This is a genomic window from Streptosporangium sp. NPDC000509 (genome assembly GCF_042898365.1).
GTDB lineage: Bacteria > Actinomycetota > Actinomycetes > Streptosporangiales > Streptosporangiaceae > Streptosporangium.
On sequence record NZ_JBIAYX010000006.1, the window covers coordinates 239,051 to 257,267 of the forward strand.

The following is an 18,217-nucleotide window of genomic DNA, read 5'->3' on the forward strand; positions in this document are numbered from 1 at the left end:
AAGAAGTGCGCGAACCAGTCTGGTCACTCAGCGTGGAGGACCCTTTACTATGGCGAAGGCTCTACTCGGCCACGTCGGCGGTCCCGACCCTCGTATGGTCTCGGAAATGCGTCGCCTCCAGCAGCGCATCCGTGATCTCGAGGGAGAGCTCACCCGGCTCCAGGCCCAGAACGACGAACTCGCGGCCAACACCCGCGATGAGGAGTTCAACCGTCTGCAGGATCGCGAGCCGGCCCTCACCTAACGGGGGCCGGGGCGGAACAACACTGTACAGGGACGCCTCGTCGGGGCGTCCCTTGTCATAGCGATACGCACGTCACATCCGTCACGTGCGCTGTATATGTCGTGCCAGGAAGGCCAGCTGCTCGGGTAACACCCTGCGGCGGTAGGCCGTGTCCTGGCACCCTTCTGTGATGCCGCCTTCGGCGGTGGCGCCCAGCGCCTTCAGGCCCTTCAGCATGGTCTGGGTCTGCCTGGCCCACGCGTCGCGCTCACCGCAGCCCAGCCAGACCGGGATGTCCACGAGCTCACGCAGTGGCGCCTGCGCCGCGCTCACCGTCGGCGACGCCGCGACCACCGCGGCCACCTGCTCGGGGCCGAGCTCCGCGGCGAGCCTCAGCGCCCCGGCGCCGCCCGACGACCACCCCATCAGCCCGATCTTCGTGGTGTCCATCCCGTTCGTGTTCAGGTACGGCAGCAGCGTGCCGGGAATGTCGGCGGAGGGCCAGTCGTCGATGGAGACCACCGCGAAGCGCCCGCCTCCCGCGGCCAGGTAACGGTCGATCGCGTACACGTCGAACGGCGTGCGCGCGTCACCCGCGGCCCCGTGCAGCATGATCACCGCGGGGAGCCCGTCCTCGGCCCCCGGCGGCAGCCCTATGATCACCCGTCGCCGGTCGACCCGGCTGCGTTGGAGCGTTCCAGGAGAGGTCACCGGGGGCTCGGGAACCGCGCCGCAGACGATCTGGGCGTACGCGCCCCGGATGCCGTCGGGGCCGACCGCCAGGGCGGCGCCACCGAGGCCGAGGGCGGCCAGTCCGCCGCCCACCAGGAAGGCACGTCGCCCGAGATGTCCCCTGTCGCCCGATGGGTGGGATGGAGCCTCGTCCCCGCCGCGTTCCGCGTCCATGCAGGGCACGATAGGCGGTGCGCGGGCGGGCGCGGGTGAAGAACGGTAGTCTTCCCGCGTGACCGCGGCAGTGGGCCGACAGTCGGCCGGCAGTGCTCCGGCAGTGGTCTGACAGGGGCGGACGCGTTCACCGGCGCCCGGGACGCGGCGCGTGACACGCCGGTCGGCGCGGCCGCGCCATGAATGGGGGGTTCGTTGTATCTCAAGACCCTCACCCTGCGCGGGTTCAAGTCCTTCGCCTCGGCCACCACGCTCCGGTTCGAGCCGGGCATCACCGCTGTTGTGGGTCCCAACGGATCCGGCAAGTCCAACGTGGTCGACGCCCTGGCCTGGGTCATGGGCGAGCACAGCGCCAAGTCGCTGCGCGGCGGCAAGATGGAGGACGTCATCTTCGCCGGCACCTCCTCGCGAGCGCCGCTGGGACGCGCCGAGGTCACGCTGACCATCGACAACACCGACGGCATGCTCCCGATCGACTACACCGAGGTGACGATCAGCCGCCTGATGTTCCGGGCGGGCCAGAGCGAGTACGCGATCAACGGTGACACCTGCCGCCTGCTCGACATCCAGGAGTTGCTGTCGGACTCCGGCATCGGCCGCGAGATGCACGTCATCGTCGGGCAGGGCCAGCTCGACCAGGTGTTGCACGCGGGGCCCGAGGAGCGCAGGGCGTTCATCGAGGAGGCCGCGGGTGTCCTGAAGCACCGCAAGCGCAAGGAGAAGGCGCTGCGGAAGCTCGACGCGATGCAGGCCAACATGACCCGCGTCCAGGACCTCACCACCGAGCTGCGCCGCCAGCTCAAACCGCTGGGCCGCCAGGCCGAGATCGCCCGTAAGGCCGCCGTCATCCAGGCCGACCTGCGCGACGCCAGGCTCCGGCTGCTCGCCGACGACGTGCTCACCCTGCGGACCACCCTGGAACGGGAGATGGCCGACGAGGAGGCCGTCCGCACCCGCCGCGCCGAGGTGGAGACCGAGCTGGAGCAGGGCCAGGTCGCCGAGTCGGAGCTGGAGTCCGCCGAGGCCGAGGCGCAGCCGCGCCTCGCCGCGGCCCAGGAGACGTTCTTCCGGCTCTCCTCCCTGCGCGAGCGCCTCAGGGGTCTGGCGGGGCTCGCCGCCGAGAGGCATCGGCACGCCACCGAGACCGCCGTGGAGCGGCGCGGGCGCGACCCCGAGGACTTCGAGCGCGAGGCCGAGGAGGTCCGCGAACAGGAGCGGGTCCTGGCCGAGTTGCTCGAAGGGGAGCGGGAGTCGCTCGCCGAGGCGGTGGCCAGGCGCGCCGAGACCGAGGCCGCGCTCGCCGCCGAGGAGCGGAGACTCGCCGCCGAGGCGAGGGCCGCCGCCGACCGGCGCGAGGGCCTGGCCAGGCTGCGGGGGCAGGTCGGGGCCGCGCGCAGCCGGGCGGGGGCCGCGGAGGAGGAGATCGGCAGGCTGAGAAACTCGCTGCGGGAGGCCGAGCAGCGCGCCGAGGAGGCCCAGGCCGAACACGAGGGCCAGGAGCGCGCCGAGCCGTCCGCCGACCCCGCTCTCGCCGAGGAGCTGGAGATCGCCCTGGAGACGGTCGAGCAGGCGAGGGAGTCCGTCGAGTCGGCCAGGGCCGGCGTCGAGGAGGCGAAGGCGGCCGTCGCGGGCCCCAACTCCGCGCTCGGCGCCGCCAGGGCCGCCCTCACCGCCGCACGCGAGGCCGACCAGCGGGCACAGCGCGAGGTGGCGGCCCTCGGGGCGAGGTTCGAGGCGCTGGAGATGGGCCTGGCCGGTGGTGCCGACGGTGGCGCCGCGTTGCTCGCCGCCGACCTGGCCGGGGTGCTCGGCCCGGTGGCGACCATGCTGTCCGTGCGCCCGGGCGCGGAGGTGGCCGTCGCCGCGGTGCTCGGGGCCGCGGCCGAGGCCGTCGCCGTCGACTCACTGCGCAGCGCCGCCGACGCCATCGAGTTCCTCAGGGGCCACGAAGGAGGCCACGCCACCCTCGTCATCGCCTCCGGCGGGGCGGGGGAGGCCCCGGCGGGCTCGCCGGTGCCGGTGCCGGTGACCGGAGCCGAGTGGGCGATCGACCTGGTCACGGTCTCCCCCGAGCTGCGGGCCGCCGCCGCCCACCTGCTCGCGGGCGTTCTGGTCGTGGACGACCTCGCGACCGCGAGCAAGGCGGTCGAGCAGGGTCCCGAGCTGCGGGCCGTCACCCGCGCCGGTGACCTCCTGGGACCCCACACCGCCCGCGGCGGCTCCGGGGGCGGCACCTCCGCGCTCCAGATGCGGGCCGCCCTCGACGAGGCCGCCGCGGATCTCGCCCGGGCCAGGGTCGCCGCCGAGCTGGCGGGAACGGAGCTGGAGGAGACCGCGGAGGCCGAGGCGGAGGCGCAGCTCGCGGTCGAGGCCGCACAGGCGCGGGTCGCCGAAGCGCAGACGGGCGTGCAGAACGCGCAGGCGGGGGTGAACGCGGCGCAGGCCGCGCTGGACCGGGTGAGGGCGAGGCAGCGCGAGGCGGACCAGAAGGTCGCCGCGGTGGCGAGGCGGCTCGCCCAGCTGGGCGCCGCCGCCAAGGCGGCCCGCGACGAGTGCGAACGCCTGGCCGGGGGCGTACGGGCCGCCGAGGAGGCGCGCGACCGCGACGCGGCGGGTCTCGCGGAGCTGGAGGAGCGGCTCGCCGCGGCCGACGGCGCCGAGGAGCTGGAGACCGAGCCCAGCACCGACCTCCGCGACGAGCTCGCCGAGATCTGCGCGACGGCGAGACAGGACGAGATGGAGCTCCGCCTCGCGGTGCGGACGGCGGAGGAGCGGGTCAGGGGCATCGAGGGCAGGGCCGAGGAGCTGACGCGCGCCGCCGAGCGTGAGCGCGAGGAGCGCTCCAGGGCGGCCGAGCGCCGCGAGTGGCGGCGCAGGCAGGCCGGGACGGCCCAGGCGGTCGTCCGGGGCGCCGAGCTGGCGCTGCGTGCGCTGGAGACCTCGCTGGAGGCCGCCGCGGGCGAGCGCGACGAGGCGGAGCTCGCGCGCGGGCAGATCGACGCCTCGCTCAAGGCCGTGCGGATCCGGGTCAGGGAGCTCTCCGGCGAGCTGGACAAACTGGTCAACCGGGCGCACGGCAGCGAGGTGGCCCGCACCGAGCAGCGGCTCCGCCTGGAGCAGCTGGAGGGGCGGGCGGTGGAGGAGTACGGCGTCGAGGCCGACACCCTCATCGCCGAGTACGGCCCCGGCGAGCCGATTCCGACGGCCGACGGCGACCCCGTTCCCTACGACCGCGACGAGCAGCTCAAGCGGGCCAGGGCGGCCGATCGCCAGATGTCCCAGCTCGGCAAGGTCAACCCGCTCGCGCTTGAGGAGTTCGCGGCGCTCGAGGAGCGGCACTCGTTCCTCACCTCGCAGCTGGAGGATCTCAAGAAGACCCGCCGCGACCTGTTGCTCGTGGTCAAGGAGGTCGACGACCGGGTCGAGCAGGTCTTCGGCGCAGCCTTCGCGGACGTGGCCCGTGAGTTCGAGACGATCTTCACGCGGGTGTTCCCCGGCGGTGAGGGCAGGCTGCTGCTCACCGATCCGGAGAACATGCTCACCACCGGAGTCGAGGTCGAGGCGAGGCCGCCGGGCAAGAAGGTGAAGCGGCTGTCGCTGCTGTCGGGCGGCGAGCGGTCGCTGACGGCGGTGGCGTTCCTCGTGTCCATCTTCAAGGCGCGCCCCTCACCGTTCTACGTGATGGACGAGGTCGAGGCCGCGCTGGACGACACCAACACCCAGCGCCTGCTCACCCTCTTCGAGGAGCTCAGGCAGACCTCGCAGATCATCATCATCACCCACCAGAAGCGCACCATGGAGATCGCCGACGCGCTGTACGGGGTGTCGATGCGCGGGGACGGCGTCACCCAGGTCATCAGCCAGCGCCTGAGGGAACACGAGTCAGTCTGAGCCGATCCTCGTCAGAGCCGTGCCGTCCTTGTCCTGGCCCGCAGGGGAGTCGCCGGTGTTCGCGGAATCCGAGGGGAAAGGCCGGTCGGTCGAGGAGGGTGAGCCGGTCCTGGACGCCGGGGGATGCGAGCGGGGTCCTGGGCCTCGGGAGGCCGAGGTCCGGGGCGAGTGTGAGCCGGTCCTGAGCACCGGGGTGTCGGAGCATCCCGGGGCGTCTGGAAAACTGTGGTCTTGTGGAAGCCTATCTCGGCATAATCGCGATCATCGTCGTCATCGCCCTGCTGGCGGCCGGCGGCATGCTCCTGCTGTTCAGGTCAGGGGGTAAGACCGCGCCGCCGCCGGTCCGGCCGCCGGAGGCGCCGTCGATCCCCGAGGAGACGAAGGCCCCCGGCCGGGGCTCGGTCGTGGACGACGACACGGCGACGACCACCGTGCCGCCGCCCGCCAGGCCGGTCGAGCCGGAGGTCACCGTCGTCGCGCCGGTGATCGAGATTCCTCCGCCGTCGGCGGGACGGATGGCACGGCTCCGCGCCCGGCTGGCCAGGTCACAGAGCACGCTGGGCAAGGGGCTCCTCGAACTGCTCTCCCGCGACCGTCTCGACGACGACACCTGGGACGAGATCGAGGAGACCCTGATCACCGCCGACGTCGGCGTGGCGCCGACCCGGGCGATGGTCGACGAGTTGCGCACCCGGGTGAAGGTGCTGGGCAGCCGGACGCCGCAGGAGGCGCGGGCTCTGCTCAGGGAGCAGCTGCTCGTCCAGATCGGCGTCGACATGGACCGCACGCTGCACGTCACGCCGCACGGCGAGCGTCCCGCGGTGGTCCTCGTGGTCGGTGTGAACGGCACCGGCAAGACCACCACCACCGGCAAGCTGGCGCGCGTCCTCATCGGTGACGGAGGCAAGGTCGTGCTGGGCGCCGCCGACACCTTCCGCGCCGCCGCCGCCGACCAGCTGCAGACCTGGGGGAACCGTGTCGGAGCCGCGGTCGTACGCGGGCCCGAGGGCGGCGACCCCGCCTCCGTGGCCTTCGACGCCGTCGCCGAGGGCATCGCGGAGAAGGCCGACGTGGTGATCGTCGACACCGCGGGGCGGCTGCACACCAAGACCGGTCTGATGGACGAGCTCGGCAAGGTCAAGCGCGTCATCGAGAAGAAGGCCACGGTCGACGAGGTCCTGCTCGTCCTCGACGCCACCACGGGTCAGAACGGCATGCGTCAGGCGCAGGTGTTCGCCGAGGTCGTCAACATCACCGGCATCGCCCTGACCAAGCTCGACGGCACCGCCAAGGGCGGCATCATCATCTCCGTCCAGCGCGAGCTGGGGGTCCCGGTCAAGCTGGTCGGCCTCGGTGAGGGACCCGACGACCTGGCCCCGTTCGACCCCGAGGTCTTCGTGGACACGCTCCTCGGAGAGTGAGTCCCACTGCCGCGGGCCGTACCCTCGCGAGGCCCAGCGCCGCGACGGGCCCGGGGTACTCCCCGGTATCGCCCGGACGGCGCGCGGCGTCCGGGCCGTTTTCCCCAGGGCCGTTCCCGGACGGAGGACCGGGTCAGCGCAGGGGGTGCTGCGGCAGGGTGCCGATGGGGACGACGAGCGGGGTGCCGGTCACCGGGTCCTCGATGACCTTGGCGTCCAGCTCGAAGACCTCCGCCAGCAGGGTCTCGGTGAGCACCTCGGCCGGAGGTCCCGCGGCGACGATCCTGCCGTCCCGCATCGCGACCAGGCGGTCGGCGTAGCGGGCGGCGAGGTTCAGGTCGTGCAGGACCATCACCACGGTGCGGCCCAGCTCCCCGTGGAGCCTGCGTACCAGCTCCAGCACCTCGATCTGGTGGGCCAGGTCGAGAAAGGTCGTCGGCTCGTCGAGCAGCAGCAGGTCGGTGCCCTGGGCGAGGGCCATGGAGATCCACGCCCGCTGCCGCTGCCCGCCGGACAGCTCGTCCAGCGGCCGCTCGCCAAGATCGAGCAGTCCGGTCATGGCGAGGGCCTCGCCGACCGCGGACTCGTCGTCGGAGGACCACTGGCGGTACCAGGTCTGGTGCGGGTGCCGTCCCCTCGCGACCAGGTCGGCGACGGTCAGTCCCTCGGGAGCCGAGGGGGCCTGCGGCAGCACGCCCAGGATCCTCGCGACCTCCCTGGAGGGCATCTTGTCGATGCGCTTGCCGTCGAGCAGCACCTCGCCGCCCGACGGCCTGAGCAGCCGTCCCATGGCGCGCAGCAGCGTGGACTTGCCGCATCCGTTCGGCCCGATGATCGTGGTCACCGTCCCGGCCTCGATCCCGAGGTCGAGACCGTCGACGACGACGCGGTCCCCGTACCCCAGCCTGACGTCGACGGCTTGCAGTCTCACTGGCGGGCCTTTCTGCGCACACGGACGAGGAGATAGATCAGGTAGGGGGCGCCGAGGATCGCGGTGACCACGCCCACCGGCAGTTCGACGGGGGTGAACGCGGTCCTGGCGACCAGGTCGGCGCCGGTGGTGAGGACCGCGCCCATCAGGGCGGAGACGACGAGCGGGGGCTGTGCCACTCCCGCCAGGCGCAGTGCGATCTGCGGGGCGGCGAGGGCGACGAACGCGATCGGCCCGGCCGAGGCGGTCGCCGTCGCCGCGAGCAGCACGGCCGCGAGGATCATCACCCCCCTCGCGAGGTTCATCCGTACGCCCAGGCCGGTCACGGTGTCGTCACCGAAGCGCAGCGCGCCGAGCGAGCGGGTGCCGAGCAGTGTCGCCGGGACGAGGAGGGCGAGCGCGAGCGCGACCGGCACCACGTGCTCCCATCCCCGGCCGTGCAGTGAGCCGCTGATCCAGACCATGGCCCGGCTGCTGTCGTTGACGTCGCCGACGGTGAGCAGCCAGTACTTGAGGTTGGTGCAGATCGCCGAGACCCCGATGCCGATCAGGACGAGCCGGTAGCCGTCCAGGCCGTCGCGCCAGGCCAGCGCGTAGACCGCCAGCGCTCCGGCCAGCCCGCCCAGCAGGGCGACGAGGGGGATGCCCACCTCGGCGAGGGCGCCGCTGGTGCCGCCCCAGGTGTTTCCCGCCGCCACGATGGCCGCGACCACGGTCACGCTCGCGCCGGTGGTGACGCCCAGGATGTCGGGGCTGGCCAGCGGGTTGCGGGCGACGGCCTGGGTGATCGCCCCGGCGAGGGCGAGCGCGGCGCCGACGAGGGCGCCGGTGAGCGCGCGGGGGAGCCTGAGCTCCATGATCACAAAATGGTCCGGGCCGTCGCCGGTGATCGCGCGAAGGACGTCGAGAACGCTCATCGGGATGTCGCCGAGCCGCATGCTGAGCGCCATGAACAGCGCCGTCATCGCCAGCAGGACGAGCGCCGCGACGACGGAGCGCGGCCGGAGCGGCCAGGAGGCGGGTCCGGCGCGCAGGGCGCGCCTTCCCAAGGAGGGGGCGGTGGAGACGGTCACAGCCGCACCGGCTTCCTGCGTCGTACCAGGACGATGAAGAACGGCGCCCCGGCGAGGGCGAGGACCACGCCCACCTCCAGCTCACCGGGGAAGGCCACCACGCGGCCGATCACGTCGGCGAGGAGCAGGGCGGCGGCGCCCGCCAGGCCCGAGTACGGCAGCAGCCAGCGGTGGTCGGGGCCGGAGAGCGGCCGGGTGAGGTGCGGCACGATCAGGCCGATGAAGGCGAGCGAGCCGCAGGCCGCCACGGAGGCGCCGCTGAGCAGGGTGATGGCGGCGATGCCGACGGCACGGGTGAGGGTGATGTTCTGCCCGAGCGCACGGGCGACGTCCTCGCCCAGGGAGAGGGCGTTGAGGCCGGGCGCGTTGAACAGGGCGAGGAGCAGGCCGGCGGCGACGAACGGGAGCACCTGCCAGGCCACGTCGGCCCCCCTGGCCGCTATGGAGCCCGCCTGCCAGAAGCGGAAGACGTCCATGGCCTGCTCGTCCAGGAGGACGAGCGCCGAGGTGAGCCCGTACAGGAACGCGCTGACCGCGGTGCCCGCGAGGGCGAGGGTCACCGGGGTGGGGCCGCCCCTGCCGCCGGCCATGCCGAGGGCGAAGACCCCCGCGCTGGCGACGAGGGCTCCGGCGAGACCGAACCAGATGTAGCCGTACGGGCTGGTGACGCCCAGCGCGATGATGCTGAGGACCATCGCGAACGCGGCGCCCTGGGTGACGCCGAGCAGTCCGGGATCGGCGAGCGGGTTGCGGGTGTGGCCCTGCATGAGGGCGCCCGCGACACCGAGGGCGATCCCGGACATGACGCCGATGGCGGTCCTGGGGATCCGCAGCGACCGCACGACGATGTCGTTCTCGGTGCCGGTGGGGCCGGTGAGCGCGTGCCAGACGTCGGCGGGAGGCACCGGTTTGGCGCCGACGGCGAGGCTCAGCACGACCGCCGCCGCGAGGACGGCGAACGATACGGCGAGGACGAGCAGGCGTCGCCGACGGGTTTTCTTCGGCCCCGCGAGGGGTGCGGGCCGTGCGACGGCCACCGCGTTGATCACCTGACCTCCCCTTTCTTGCCCGAGCCGGTACGAGTATGTCAGTTTAGGTATGGCTAAGCTAAATAAGGCTGACCTTAATTTGACGAAGGAACCGATGAAGATGAGAGCGTTGCGCGTCCTGGCCCTCGGAGTGGCGGGAGTGGTGCTGTCCGGTGGCCTCGCCGCCTGTGGTTCGACCACCTCGGGGAGTGCGGGGGAGACCTCGGGAGCCGCGGGCGCGTCCGCGGCTCCCGAGGCGAGCGACGCGGCGGCCTACCCCCGGACGGTGAAACACGTCATGGGGGAGACCGAGATCCCGGCCCAGCCCAAGCGGGTCGTCGCCCTCGACCAGAGTTTCGTCGACGCGGTGCTGACCCTGGAGACCGACGTCGTGGGGTTCACCAGCTACCGGGGCATCGACGACAAGCTGCCCGGCTATCTCGCCCCGGTCCTCGGTCACGCCAAGGATGCCACGTCGGTCGGGACCCTGGAGCAGCCGAGCCTGGAGCGGATCGTCGCGCTCAAGCCCGACCTGATCATCTCCGCCAAGGTCCGCCACGAGGCGCTGTACGACAAGCTGGCACAGATCGCGCCGACGGTCTTCAGTGAGACCACGGGGGCGATCTGGCAGGAGAACCTCAAGCTCGTGGGCGAGGCCCTGGGCAAGGAGGATCTCGCCGAGCGCAGGCTCACCGAGTATCGGGACCGCGCCGCCAAGATCGGCGAGTCCATCAAGGCCAAGGACGGCGAGTTGCCCACCGTCTCCGTCGTCCGCTTCGCGGGCGAGCCGACCGTCCGCCTGTACGTGGAGAACTCCTACTCGGGACTGGTGCTGAAGGACGTCGGCTTCCCGCGCCCCGAGGACCAGCCGACCGTTACCGACACCATCATGGTTCCGATCAGCCAGGAGAACATCTCCCAGCTCGACGCCGAGCACATCTTCGTCGCGGCCTACCAGGACCCGGCGGTGAAGCCGGTGAAGGAGAAGTTCGAGGCCAACCCGCTCTGGGGCAGGCTCAAGGGTGTCAAGCACGACGTCAGCGACACCACCTGGATGAGCGCCGTCGGCATCCAGGGAGCGCACTCCATCCTCGACGACCTGGCGACGTTCTTCGAGGTCGACCCGGCGAGGGCCGCCTGACCTCCCGCCCGGCGCCGTGACCGGTGGCGGGCCCGCGAGCCGAGACGGGGGCGTTCGGGTGAACCTGGGGGCGTGTCGATCCGTCTCTTAGAGAGAGATTAAGTCCCCAGTGCGCGGGAAGCGGGGAGACGTGGAGATGGGTGTCGGAGTTTCTCGGGGTGCGGGCCTCGCCCCGCCGGTCGGCCTCGGCCGTCCGGCGGGGGTGGGTTCCCGGGCCGTGGCGATCGACGTTTCCCGCCACCCGAAATGGGCTGCTACCTGGGGTTATGTGATGATAGACACATCTCCTACCGAATCGGGAGAACGATGTTACGATACTGAGACTTGTCCGGCTGTAGAGCGTGTCGCGCCCGCCATCGGCACAGCCAAAGATCAATCCCCTGACCACGTAGAGCTTTTAACGGCCTCCTTACGAGGTGCCTGCGAGCATCGGATACGCCGTCAGAAGGGGTGCGTCACCACTTTGCCGGACGGTAATTGGGGGGAAAGCGCGAGGGGGGTCCAATGATCACGATGACGGAAGAGCAGCGCCAGGACTGGTTCGAACGCGATGTCGTGCCGGTCACCAGTCAGCTCTACGCATCCGCGATGCGTCTGACCCGTAACACCGCCGACGCCGAGGACCTGGTTCAGGAGACCGTCACCAAGGCGTTCACCTCCTACCACCAGTTCCGCGAGGGCACCAACCTCAAGGCGTGGCTGCACCGCATCCTGACCAACAACTTCATCAACGACTACCGCAAGAAGCAGCGCTCGCCCAAGCTCTCGGCCACCGAGGAGATCGAGGACTGGCAGCTCGCCGCCGCCGAGTCCCACATGTCCAGCGGTCTCAAGTCCGCCGAGACCGAGGCGCTGGAGCAGCTGCCCGACAGTGCGGTCATGAACGCCCTGCGCTCCCTGCCCGAGGACTTCCGGGTGGCCGTTTACCTGGCCGACGTGGAGGGCTTCGCCTACAAGGAGATCGCCGAGCGGATGGGCACCCCCATCGGCACGGTCATGTCCCGCCTCCACCGGGGCCGGCGCCAGCTTCGCACGATGCTCGAGGACTACGCCCGCGAGGAGGCAGGTCTCCGGGTGTCCGAGGAGGTCCAGGCCGCCTGACGGCCTCTCCGCTCCCGATCCTTCCCGCCTTTCGACGTCACGTACGGCCCGCATCCCACGAGGGCGGGCCGTAGGTGTGTCCGGGGACGGGCCGGCGTCGCGCGTCCGAGGGGCGGGTGAGTTCCTGTGTTCCCGTGCGTCCCGCCGGTCCGGGTCTGTCGGTGAAGAAGCGGTCAATCCAGCGTGATGTGGAGCCTCACCCTCAGCTCCCCGCCCACGCCGCGCACCTGCACCAGGTCGCAGAGCTGGCGGCTGATCCAGAGCCCGTAGCCGCGTGGTGACCCCGGCTCGGGCGGGAGGTAGCCGGGCAACGGGACGTCCAGGTCACCGCCGCCGGAGTCGGCGATCTCGCACACGATCTCCCCGCCGGCCGTCCAGATGGACGCCCGGCCGTGTCCCGCCCCGTGCTCCACGCTGTTGGCCGCCATCTCCGAGACGCTCAGCACGAGTGAGGAGATCAGATCGCGTCCCAGACCGGCCCGGCTCGCGTGGTCGGTGACGAGCGCGCGCAGCCGTCCCAGCTCGTCCAGGGTGAAGTGGGTGACCACCGCGGACGGCGGCGCGTCGGGGAGGGGGAGGTCGTCTCCCGGCAGGGTGAACCGCTCCGGGGGGACATAGCGATCACTTCTTCGCAGGCCGGCGCCGGTCAGCTCCGTGGGGTGGGTGCGGAGGACATGATCGAGCGCCGGCGTCTCGTCGTACAGGCACCACATGCTGACCGGGACCCCGGCGAACGCGGCGTTGAGCACCGACTCGTAGCGGATCCACTCACGAACCTGCCGCTCGGTCCGGCCCGACCACACCGGCTCCCCGACGACCAGCGGCCGCTCTCGCTGCCGGACGTAGTCGTGGAAGGCGGCGAGGGTCCGCGTCGGGTGGGTGTACCACTCCTCTGCGGGGCGGCGGTCGATGTGGCGGGCGTCCGCGCCGAAGGCGTCACCGACCAGGTCGAGTGCGCGCTCGCCCGTGACGACCAGGACCCGCCGGCCCTCGCGGAGGGCACCGGCGATCAGGGGCTGGAGGAGTCCAAGAAGGCCGGAGTCGGAACCGTACGCGACAGCCGTGTGCGCGAACGGCCCGCCGGAGTCGAGGAACGCCCGCTCGGGCTGCACGGGGATGACCGTAACAAGCGCCCGGCTTCAACACAACAGAGTCAGTTCGCGACATCGTGTCAACCGGACGCGATCAGCGCGACCGCGGCGAGGGTGAATCCGATCCCCACCGCCTGGACCGTGTTGAGCCGCTCTCCCAGGAAACGGCGGGCGAGCACCAGGGTGCTCGCCGGGTAGAGCGAGACCAGGACGGCGACGAGGCTGAGCATCCCGCGCTGCTGGGCGAGCACGAAGAGCACGTTGGCGACCATGTCGAGCGCTCCGGCCGCGATGATGACGGGCAGCGTGCCGGAACCGGGACGCGAGAGGCGGCCGACGGCGAGGGCCGACAGGGCGATGAAGGTGACCGAGATCAGGCGGGCCCCGAAGAGCGGCCACATGCCGCTGTCCGCCGGAGCCTGGGCGATGATGATGAAGAACCCGCCGAAACCCGCGCCCGCGGCGAGCGAGGCCAGGACCGGGCCGTGTTCTCGGCGTCCCCGGCGTCCCCGGCTCGCCTCCCCGCCCGGGGAGCCGCGGCTCACCAGCAGGACCGCGAGCAGCGCGAGGACCACCCCGGCCAGCGCGACCGGCTCGGGGCGCTCCCCGACGGCGAGCCCGAACAGCACGGGCAGCGCCGCGGAGAACGTCGCGGTGATCGGCGCCACCACCGACATCACGCCGCCCGCCAGCGCCCGGTAGAACAGCACGACCCCCGCCGTGCCGCAGAGGCCGGAGGCCGCGCCCCAGGCGAGGGCCGCGGGCGTGGGGCGCTCGGGCAGGAACGGCAGCAGCGCGGCGATCAGAGCGAGCCCGGCGATCTGGGAGAGGAGCACCACTGCGAGCACCCGTGATCTGCGGGTGGCCAGCCCGCCGAGGAAGTCGGCGGCGCCGTACACCACCGCGCAGGTCGTCGCCAGCACCACAGCCGTCACAGGTCACCTCGGTTCAATGGAGTGTACTGAAAGTACAATATATGTAGTGCAATAGAGTGCAAATCGGGTTCACTACACTGAACTCATGGATCCAGAGACGATCACCGCCGCGGTCGCCAACAACGTGCGGGCACAGCGGGCGCACCGGCAGATGACCCTCGACGAGCTCGCCGCGCGCTCGGGAGTGAGCCGGGGCATGCTCGTCCAGGTCGAGCAGGGCAGAACCAACCCGAGCATCAGCACGCTCACCCGCATCGCCGACGCGCTCGGGGTGACGGTCGCGCGAATGGTGGAGGTCTCCGACACCCCCGTGGTCCGGGTGGTCAGCGGCGCCGACGTCGTCACCTTCCCGCACGGCGTCTCCAGCACCGCGCGCCTGCTGGTCGGCACCGACGCGCCCGCCATCCTGGAGCTGTGGGACTGGCGGCTCGCCCCCGGCGACCACCACGACGGCGACGCCCACCCCCCGGGCACGCGCGAGATGCTGACCGTCCTCGAAGGGCGGCTCACCCTCTCGGTGTACGGCAAGAACCACATCGCGGAGACGGGCGACGCGGTCGTGTTCAGCGCCGACCGCCCGCACCGGTACGCCAACGAGGAGGACACCCCCCTGCGGTTCATGATGGTGGTGACCGAACCCCGCGAGACGCCCGACCGCTCCTGAGCCGTCGAGCGGACCGACCCGGGCCCCGCCCGGCCGACACCTGGCCGTTTTCCGAGGCCCGGCGGGCGCGTGCCGCGCCATGTCATGGCCGCCCGCATATGCGTGGTCCGCCTGTCTTGGGCACTTTGAAGCTCTAACCGGTCCCATCGGATGAGACGGCCACCAGATGCGTATCTCTCCGGATGTGGCGTGAAGTGGCGCGTCGGTACGGGTAACCGGCGGTCGATGCCTCATCCTGGTGGAATACCCGGTCATGATCTTGCGGGGGGACCCGGCCGGGCCGCTCGCCGTCCCCGCGATGCTTTCGGGGGGAAGCATGCGGGTATGGCGGGTGTGGATCGTGCCGGTGGCGTCGCTGCTCGCGCTCTGGGGATGCACCTCCCCGGTCACCATGGTGGGTTCGGTGGAACGGGCGACCGTGACCTCTCCCGCCCCGACGGGACCCGCGGGGCCGGAGAAACCCGCCACCGTCCCCGGGCTCGGACCCGGCGCGGCACGGCGGCACTGGGCGTGGGAGGACCTCCCCGTCTCTCCCCGGGCGCGCCGCATCGACTGCGAGCGAAGCAGGTGCGTGGCGCTCACCTTCGACGACGGGCCTGGGACCTACACCGAGTCCCTGCTCGACATCCTCGCCAGGCACCGGGCCAAGGCGACCTTCTTCGTCGTCGGACGCATGGCCCTGGGAGACGGCGAGAAAACCCTGCGCAGGATGGTGGCCGAGGGACACGAGCTGGGCAACCACACCTGGGACCACCCGCAACTGCCCCTGCTGTCACAGGCCGGGATCAGGGAGGAACTGGGGCGTACCCAGTGGCTCGTCAAGCAGGCGACCGGGGTCGCGATGATCCTCATGCGCCCGCCGTACGGGTTGACCGACACCCGGGTCGCCACCGAGAGCCGCTATCTGGGGCTCGCCCAGATCATGTGGGACGTCGACACGCTCGACTGGCGTGACCATGACCCCGCGGTCATCGCCCGGCGCGCGGCCCAGGCCGAACCGGGTTCCATCGTGCTGATGCACGACATCCACCTCTCCACGATCCAGGCCGTCCCCCGGATGCTGGACGAACTCGCCGCCAAGGGCTACAGGTTCGTGACGCTGTCCGAGTTGTACGGCGGACGCCCCAGGCCGGGGAGGAAGTACTACACGGGCCGGGACGACCGCACCGCCGACGAGGAGGCCGGTGAGGAAAGGGGCGGAAGGCTCCTGGGAGAGTCCGGCGAAGAAAGGGGGGAAAGGCGCAAGAGAGTCCCGCGAAGGGAGGGATGACGCGCCGGGGAGGAAACTCGGTGGAAGGCCCGGCGGAAGAGGCGTGAACCTTTCGCACCCGTTTCCCGACTGTCCAGGGCGAGGAGGCAGGGTGACTGACGAACTGCTGGTGGTCCGGTGCCGGCTCGGCGAGCGTGAGGCGTTCGCGGAGCTGGTGAGGGCCTGGCACGATCCGGTGTGGAACTACGTACGGCGCATGCTGGGACCCTCGCGGGCCGACGACGTGGCTCAGGAGGTCTGGGTGGCCGTGGTGCGCGGGCTGCCGCGCCTGAAGGAGCCGGGCAGGTTCGCGCCCTGGCTGTTCACGATCGCGAGGCGCGCGGTGGCCGACAGGCTCCGCGAGGAGTACGCCAGGCCCGAGATTCCGCTGGAGGAGGAACGGGCGTCCGCCGATCCCATCGACGCCCTCGTGGAGAGCGCCGACCTGCTCTCGGGTCTGGCGGGCCTGCCGGTCAGGGAGCGGGAGGTCCTCGTGCTGTTCTACCTGCAGGACCTCTCCCTGGAGGACTGCGCGCAGGTCTGCGCCGTCCCCGTCGGCACGGTCAAGTCACGCCTGTCCCGCGCGCGGCGCATGCTGCGCGAACAGCTCACGGAGGAGGGATACCGATGAACCCCGATGACATGATCGCCAGGTTGTCCGGCCCGTTGTCGTTGCGCCGCCGGATCGCCAACGTCGTGGCGCTGCTCGGCGGCCTGGGCGGGGCGCTGTTCGTCGGCCTGCTGTGGGCCACCGAGCCCGCCCTGCCCGGCCGTACGCACCTCGCCTTCGGCGCGCTGGTCGCGCTCGGTCTGGCCTGGGCCGGTTACGGGGCCTGGGCACTGAGCCGCAGGACCCCGCTGTTCGCCCTCGACCGGGTGATCGCCGCCTGGCTGGCGGTGGCCGCGACGGGCCTGCTGACGGCGGGAACGGCCGCGGTCGCCGTCGCGAAGGGCACCTGGACGGGCATGGCGGGGGTCGCCGTCGCCGCGACGCTGACCGTGCTCGCGGTGGCCGTCCTGCTCAGGGCCCGCGCCGACCGCGCCGCCCTGCTGCGACGTAAGCGCGAACTCGGCGGCTGAGGCCCGCCGCGGCGAGAGCCGCGGCGAGGCAGGCCATCGGGACCGACGGAAGCACGTAGCGGTGGTCGAAGTCGAGCACGGCGACCGGGGCGAGAAGCAGGAAGACGGCCGCGGCCCACGGCAGCAGGGCCGCGCGCCGCCGCCCGACGGCTCCGACGCCGCCCAGCAGCAGGAGCGCGCCGAGCAGCGGGCCGTGCAGGACTCCGGGGTAGTGATAGGCGCCGAGAAGGCTCCCGTAGGGCTCGACCGACGACATCCCCCGGATGTCGCCGTCGTACTCCCGGCGCACCTGGTCGATGAGCGGGAAGGCGGGCAGCGACCAGGAGCCGACGGGGAACGTGAGGGCGGGGGAGACCCGCAGGGGATGGCGCACCGGAGTCGCGGCGAAGGTGAGCGAGGTGTCGCGGACGACCTCGCGGAGATAGTCGAACGGCTGCGCGGCGATGGCGCGCAGCGCGAAGGACCTGGCCAGGTCGTTGTGGGCGAACCGGCCTCCCGGCAACCTGTTGAGCGAGGCGTCGGCGGCCCAGACGTACTCGGAGGCGGCGTCGACCACCGTGCCGTTCGGGCAGAGCACCGCCTCCCTCGCCGGTGGTCTGATCACCGAGCAGTCGGCGAACGTCATCGTGCGCGCCCACGGCGCCACGCCGTCGGAGCCGCTCAGCGCGAACCGCCCGTGGTGCTGCTGGTACCAGCCCGCGTAGGCGGCGAGCGGCAGCAGTCCGGCGGCGGCCAGCGCGACCACCCGCTTCCAACCGGCCCGCCGCAGGAGCAGGTGGAGCAGGACCAGACCGAGCAGCGGCACCGCGACCGTGCGGGTGAGCCCGGCCAGCGCCAGCAGCAGGCCCGCCACGGCGGCCGCCCGCGCCGAGGGCCTCGCCCGCCACATCAGGACCGTGAGGGCCGCGGTGATGAGGAAGATGAGCTGGGTGTCGGAGAGCACGGCGTGTTCGAGCCGCAGGAACGCGGGGTTGAACAGCAGGGGCAGGGTGGCCAGCGCCGCACCCCACCCGGGGAGCGCGTGACGGCGCAGCACCAGATAGATCATCAGGGCCGTGCCCAGGCCCATCAGGTGCTGCAGGCCCGCGACGAGCACGACGCTGTGGAAGGGCAGCAGCAGCCTGAGCAGGAAGGAGTACCCGGCCGGATGGAACGCGCCCGACGGCTCCAGGTGGACCGCGGTGTTGAGATAGGTGAAGGAGTCGTACCAGTAGAGCTGGGCGGTGTCGTAGCCGAGCATGACGAGGACGCGGAGCCCCGCCGCCGGCGCGATCGCGACGGCGAACGGCAGGTGACCGCCGAGGAGGCGGTTACCCGGCGCGCTCGGTCCTGGCGCTGTGGGTACGGTCGTGACGCCGCCGGGTGAGGCGAGCATGGATGGTTCCCCCGATTCAGGGCCGGAGAATTCCGGCACGGTGGGAGCAGTCCAGCGAGTGATCGATAACCTTGACGTCACCGAATCCGGTTATGCCCGCGTTATGCG

16 protein-coding genes are annotated in these 18,217 nt (G+C 71.8%); 9 read left to right on the forward strand and 7 right to left on the reverse strand.

What is annotated here, in order from left to right; translation table 11 throughout:
• Window positions 1-49: 49 nt before the first annotated feature.
• Complete coding sequence (locus ACFY3D_RS13715; RefSeq protein WP_089213397.1) at window positions 50-244, forward strand: hypothetical protein; 195 nt, start codon at window positions 50-52, stop codon at window positions 242-244.
• An 81-nt stretch (window positions 245-325) separates the two neighbouring features.
• Here the strand turns inward: ACFY3D_RS13715 and ACFY3D_RS13720 are convergent, their stop codons facing one another.
• On the reverse strand, window positions 326-1,129 hold the full coding sequence (locus ACFY3D_RS13720) for an alpha/beta hydrolase-fold protein (RefSeq protein ID WP_389978911.1): 804 nt from the start codon (window positions 1,127-1,129) through the stop codon (window positions 326-328).
• Window positions 1,130-1,324: 195 nt separating this feature from the next.
• On the opposite strand from ACFY3D_RS13720, the gene smc reads away from it, so the two are divergent.
• Window positions 1,325-5,020, forward strand: coding sequence for a chromosome segregation protein SMC (gene smc, locus ACFY3D_RS13725; RefSeq protein WP_389978914.1), 3,696 nt, complete (start codon window positions 1,325-1,327; stop codon window positions 5,018-5,020).
• A gap of 233 nt (window positions 5,021-5,253) precedes the next feature.
• Window positions 5,254-6,441, forward strand: coding sequence for a signal recognition particle-docking protein FtsY (ftsY, locus tag ACFY3D_RS13730; protein ID WP_362899522.1), 1,188 nt, complete (start codon window positions 5,254-5,256; stop codon window positions 6,439-6,441).
• A 133-nt stretch (window positions 6,442-6,574) separates the two neighbouring features.
• On the opposite strand, the gene ACFY3D_RS13735 is transcribed toward ftsY, so the two are convergent.
• From ACFY3D_RS13735 to ACFY3D_RS13745, 3 genes are read right to left on the reverse strand one after another with little or no spacing between them, the layout of a single operon-like run.
• Window positions 6,575-7,372: an ABC transporter ATP-binding protein gene (locus tag ACFY3D_RS13735; protein WP_389978917.1), complete on the reverse strand. Its 798-nt coding sequence runs from the start codon at window positions 7,370-7,372 to the stop codon at window positions 6,575-6,577.
• The gene (locus tag ACFY3D_RS13740) at window positions 7,369-8,445 is read right to left on the reverse strand and encodes a FecCD family ABC transporter permease (protein ID WP_389978920.1); all 1,077 of its coding nucleotides are present in this window, start codon (window positions 8,443-8,445) and stop codon (window positions 7,369-7,371) included. The genes ACFY3D_RS13735 and ACFY3D_RS13740 overlap by 4 nt, the downstream gene beginning before the upstream one ends.
• Entirely contained in the window at window positions 8,442-9,494 is a 1,053-nt protein-coding gene (locus ACFY3D_RS13745) for a FecCD family ABC transporter permease (protein WP_389978923.1), read from the reverse strand. The genes ACFY3D_RS13740 and ACFY3D_RS13745 overlap by 4 nt, the downstream gene beginning before the upstream one ends.
• A 100-nt stretch (window positions 9,495-9,594) precedes the next feature.
• Between ACFY3D_RS13745 and ACFY3D_RS13750 the strand changes: the two genes are divergently transcribed.
• On the forward strand, window positions 9,595-10,614 hold the full coding sequence (locus tag ACFY3D_RS13750) for an ABC transporter substrate-binding protein (RefSeq protein ID WP_389978926.1): 1,020 nt from the start codon (window positions 9,595-9,597) through the stop codon (window positions 10,612-10,614).
• Between the two features lie 504 nt (window positions 10,615-11,118).
• Window positions 11,119-11,715 carry a sigma-70 family RNA polymerase sigma factor gene (locus ACFY3D_RS13755; protein WP_350949333.1) on the forward strand — a complete coding sequence of 199 codons (597 nt, stop codon included), beginning with the start codon at window positions 11,119-11,121 and terminating at the stop codon, window positions 11,713-11,715.
• A gap of 173 nt (window positions 11,716-11,888) precedes the next feature.
• On the opposite strand, the gene ACFY3D_RS13760 is transcribed toward ACFY3D_RS13755, so the two are convergent.
• Window positions 11,889-12,827, reverse strand: a complete 939-nt coding sequence (locus tag ACFY3D_RS13760) for an anti-sigma factor RsbA family regulatory protein (RefSeq protein WP_389978929.1) — start codon at window positions 12,825-12,827, stop codon at window positions 11,889-11,891.
• A gap of 59 nt (window positions 12,828-12,886) precedes the next feature.
• On the reverse strand, window positions 12,887-13,741 hold the full coding sequence (locus ACFY3D_RS13765; RefSeq protein ID WP_389978932.1) for an EamA family transporter: 855 nt from the start codon (window positions 13,739-13,741) through the stop codon (window positions 12,887-12,889).
• An 85-nt stretch (window positions 13,742-13,826) separates the two neighbouring features.
• Between ACFY3D_RS13765 and ACFY3D_RS13770 the strand changes: the two genes are divergently transcribed.
• From ACFY3D_RS13770 to ACFY3D_RS13785, 4 genes are all read left to right on the forward strand, one after another.
• Window positions 13,827-14,405, forward strand: a complete 579-nt coding sequence (locus ACFY3D_RS13770) for a helix-turn-helix domain-containing protein (protein ID WP_389978935.1) — start codon at window positions 13,827-13,829, stop codon at window positions 14,403-14,405.
• Between the two features lie 253 nt (window positions 14,406-14,658).
• The gene (locus tag ACFY3D_RS13775; protein WP_389978938.1) at window positions 14,659-15,675 is read left to right on the forward strand and encodes a polysaccharide deacetylase family protein; all 1,017 of its coding nucleotides are present in this window, start codon (window positions 14,659-14,661) and stop codon (window positions 15,673-15,675) included.
• A gap of 91 nt (window positions 15,676-15,766) precedes the next feature.
• Window positions 15,767-16,285 carry an RNA polymerase sigma factor gene (locus ACFY3D_RS13780; RefSeq protein WP_389978941.1) on the forward strand — a complete coding sequence of 173 codons (519 nt, stop codon included), beginning with the start codon at window positions 15,767-15,769 and terminating at the stop codon, window positions 16,283-16,285.
• Complete coding sequence (locus tag ACFY3D_RS13785) at window positions 16,282-16,734, forward strand: hypothetical protein (protein ID WP_362899538.1); 453 nt, start codon at window positions 16,282-16,284, stop codon at window positions 16,732-16,734. The genes ACFY3D_RS13780 and ACFY3D_RS13785 overlap by 4 nt, the downstream gene beginning before the upstream one ends.
• Here the strand turns inward: ACFY3D_RS13785 and ACFY3D_RS13790 are convergent.
• Window positions 16,676-18,109, reverse strand: coding sequence for a phospholipid carrier-dependent glycosyltransferase (locus ACFY3D_RS13790; RefSeq protein WP_389978945.1), 1,434 nt, complete (start codon window positions 18,107-18,109; stop codon window positions 16,676-16,678). The two genes, ACFY3D_RS13785 and ACFY3D_RS13790, sit on opposite strands and share 59 nt — an antisense overlap.
• Window positions 18,110-18,217: the final 108 nt, after the last annotated feature.

What these genes read in the sequence shown, in the direction of transcription:
- ACFY3D_RS13790 (WP_389978945.1), bottom strand. Translation starts at nt 18,109, where the DNA reads ATGCTCGCCTCACCCGGCGGCGTCACGACCGTACCCACAGCGCCAGGA.
- ACFY3D_RS13715 (WP_089213397.1), top strand. Translation starts at nt 50, where the DNA reads ATGGCGAAGGCTCTACTCGGCCACGTCGGCGGTCCCGACCCTCGTATG.
- ACFY3D_RS13755 (WP_350949333.1), top strand. Translation starts at nt 11,119, where the DNA reads ATGATCACGATGACGGAAGAGCAGCGCCAGGACTGGTTCGAACGCGAT.
- ACFY3D_RS13720 (WP_389978911.1), bottom strand. Translation starts at nt 1,129, where the DNA reads ATGGACGCGGAACGCGGCGGGGACGAGGCTCCATCCCACCCATCGGGC.
- ACFY3D_RS13750 (WP_389978926.1), top strand. Translation starts at nt 9,595, where the DNA reads ATGAGAGCGTTGCGCGTCCTGGCCCTCGGAGTGGCGGGAGTGGTGCTG.
- ACFY3D_RS13770 (WP_389978935.1), top strand. Translation starts at nt 13,827, where the DNA reads ATGGATCCAGAGACGATCACCGCCGCGGTCGCCAACAACGTGCGGGCA.
- ACFY3D_RS13785 (WP_362899538.1), top strand. Translation starts at nt 16,282, where the DNA reads ATGAACCCCGATGACATGATCGCCAGGTTGTCCGGCCCGTTGTCGTTG.
- ACFY3D_RS13775 (WP_389978938.1), top strand. Translation starts at nt 14,659, where the DNA reads ATGATCTTGCGGGGGGACCCGGCCGGGCCGCTCGCCGTCCCCGCGATG.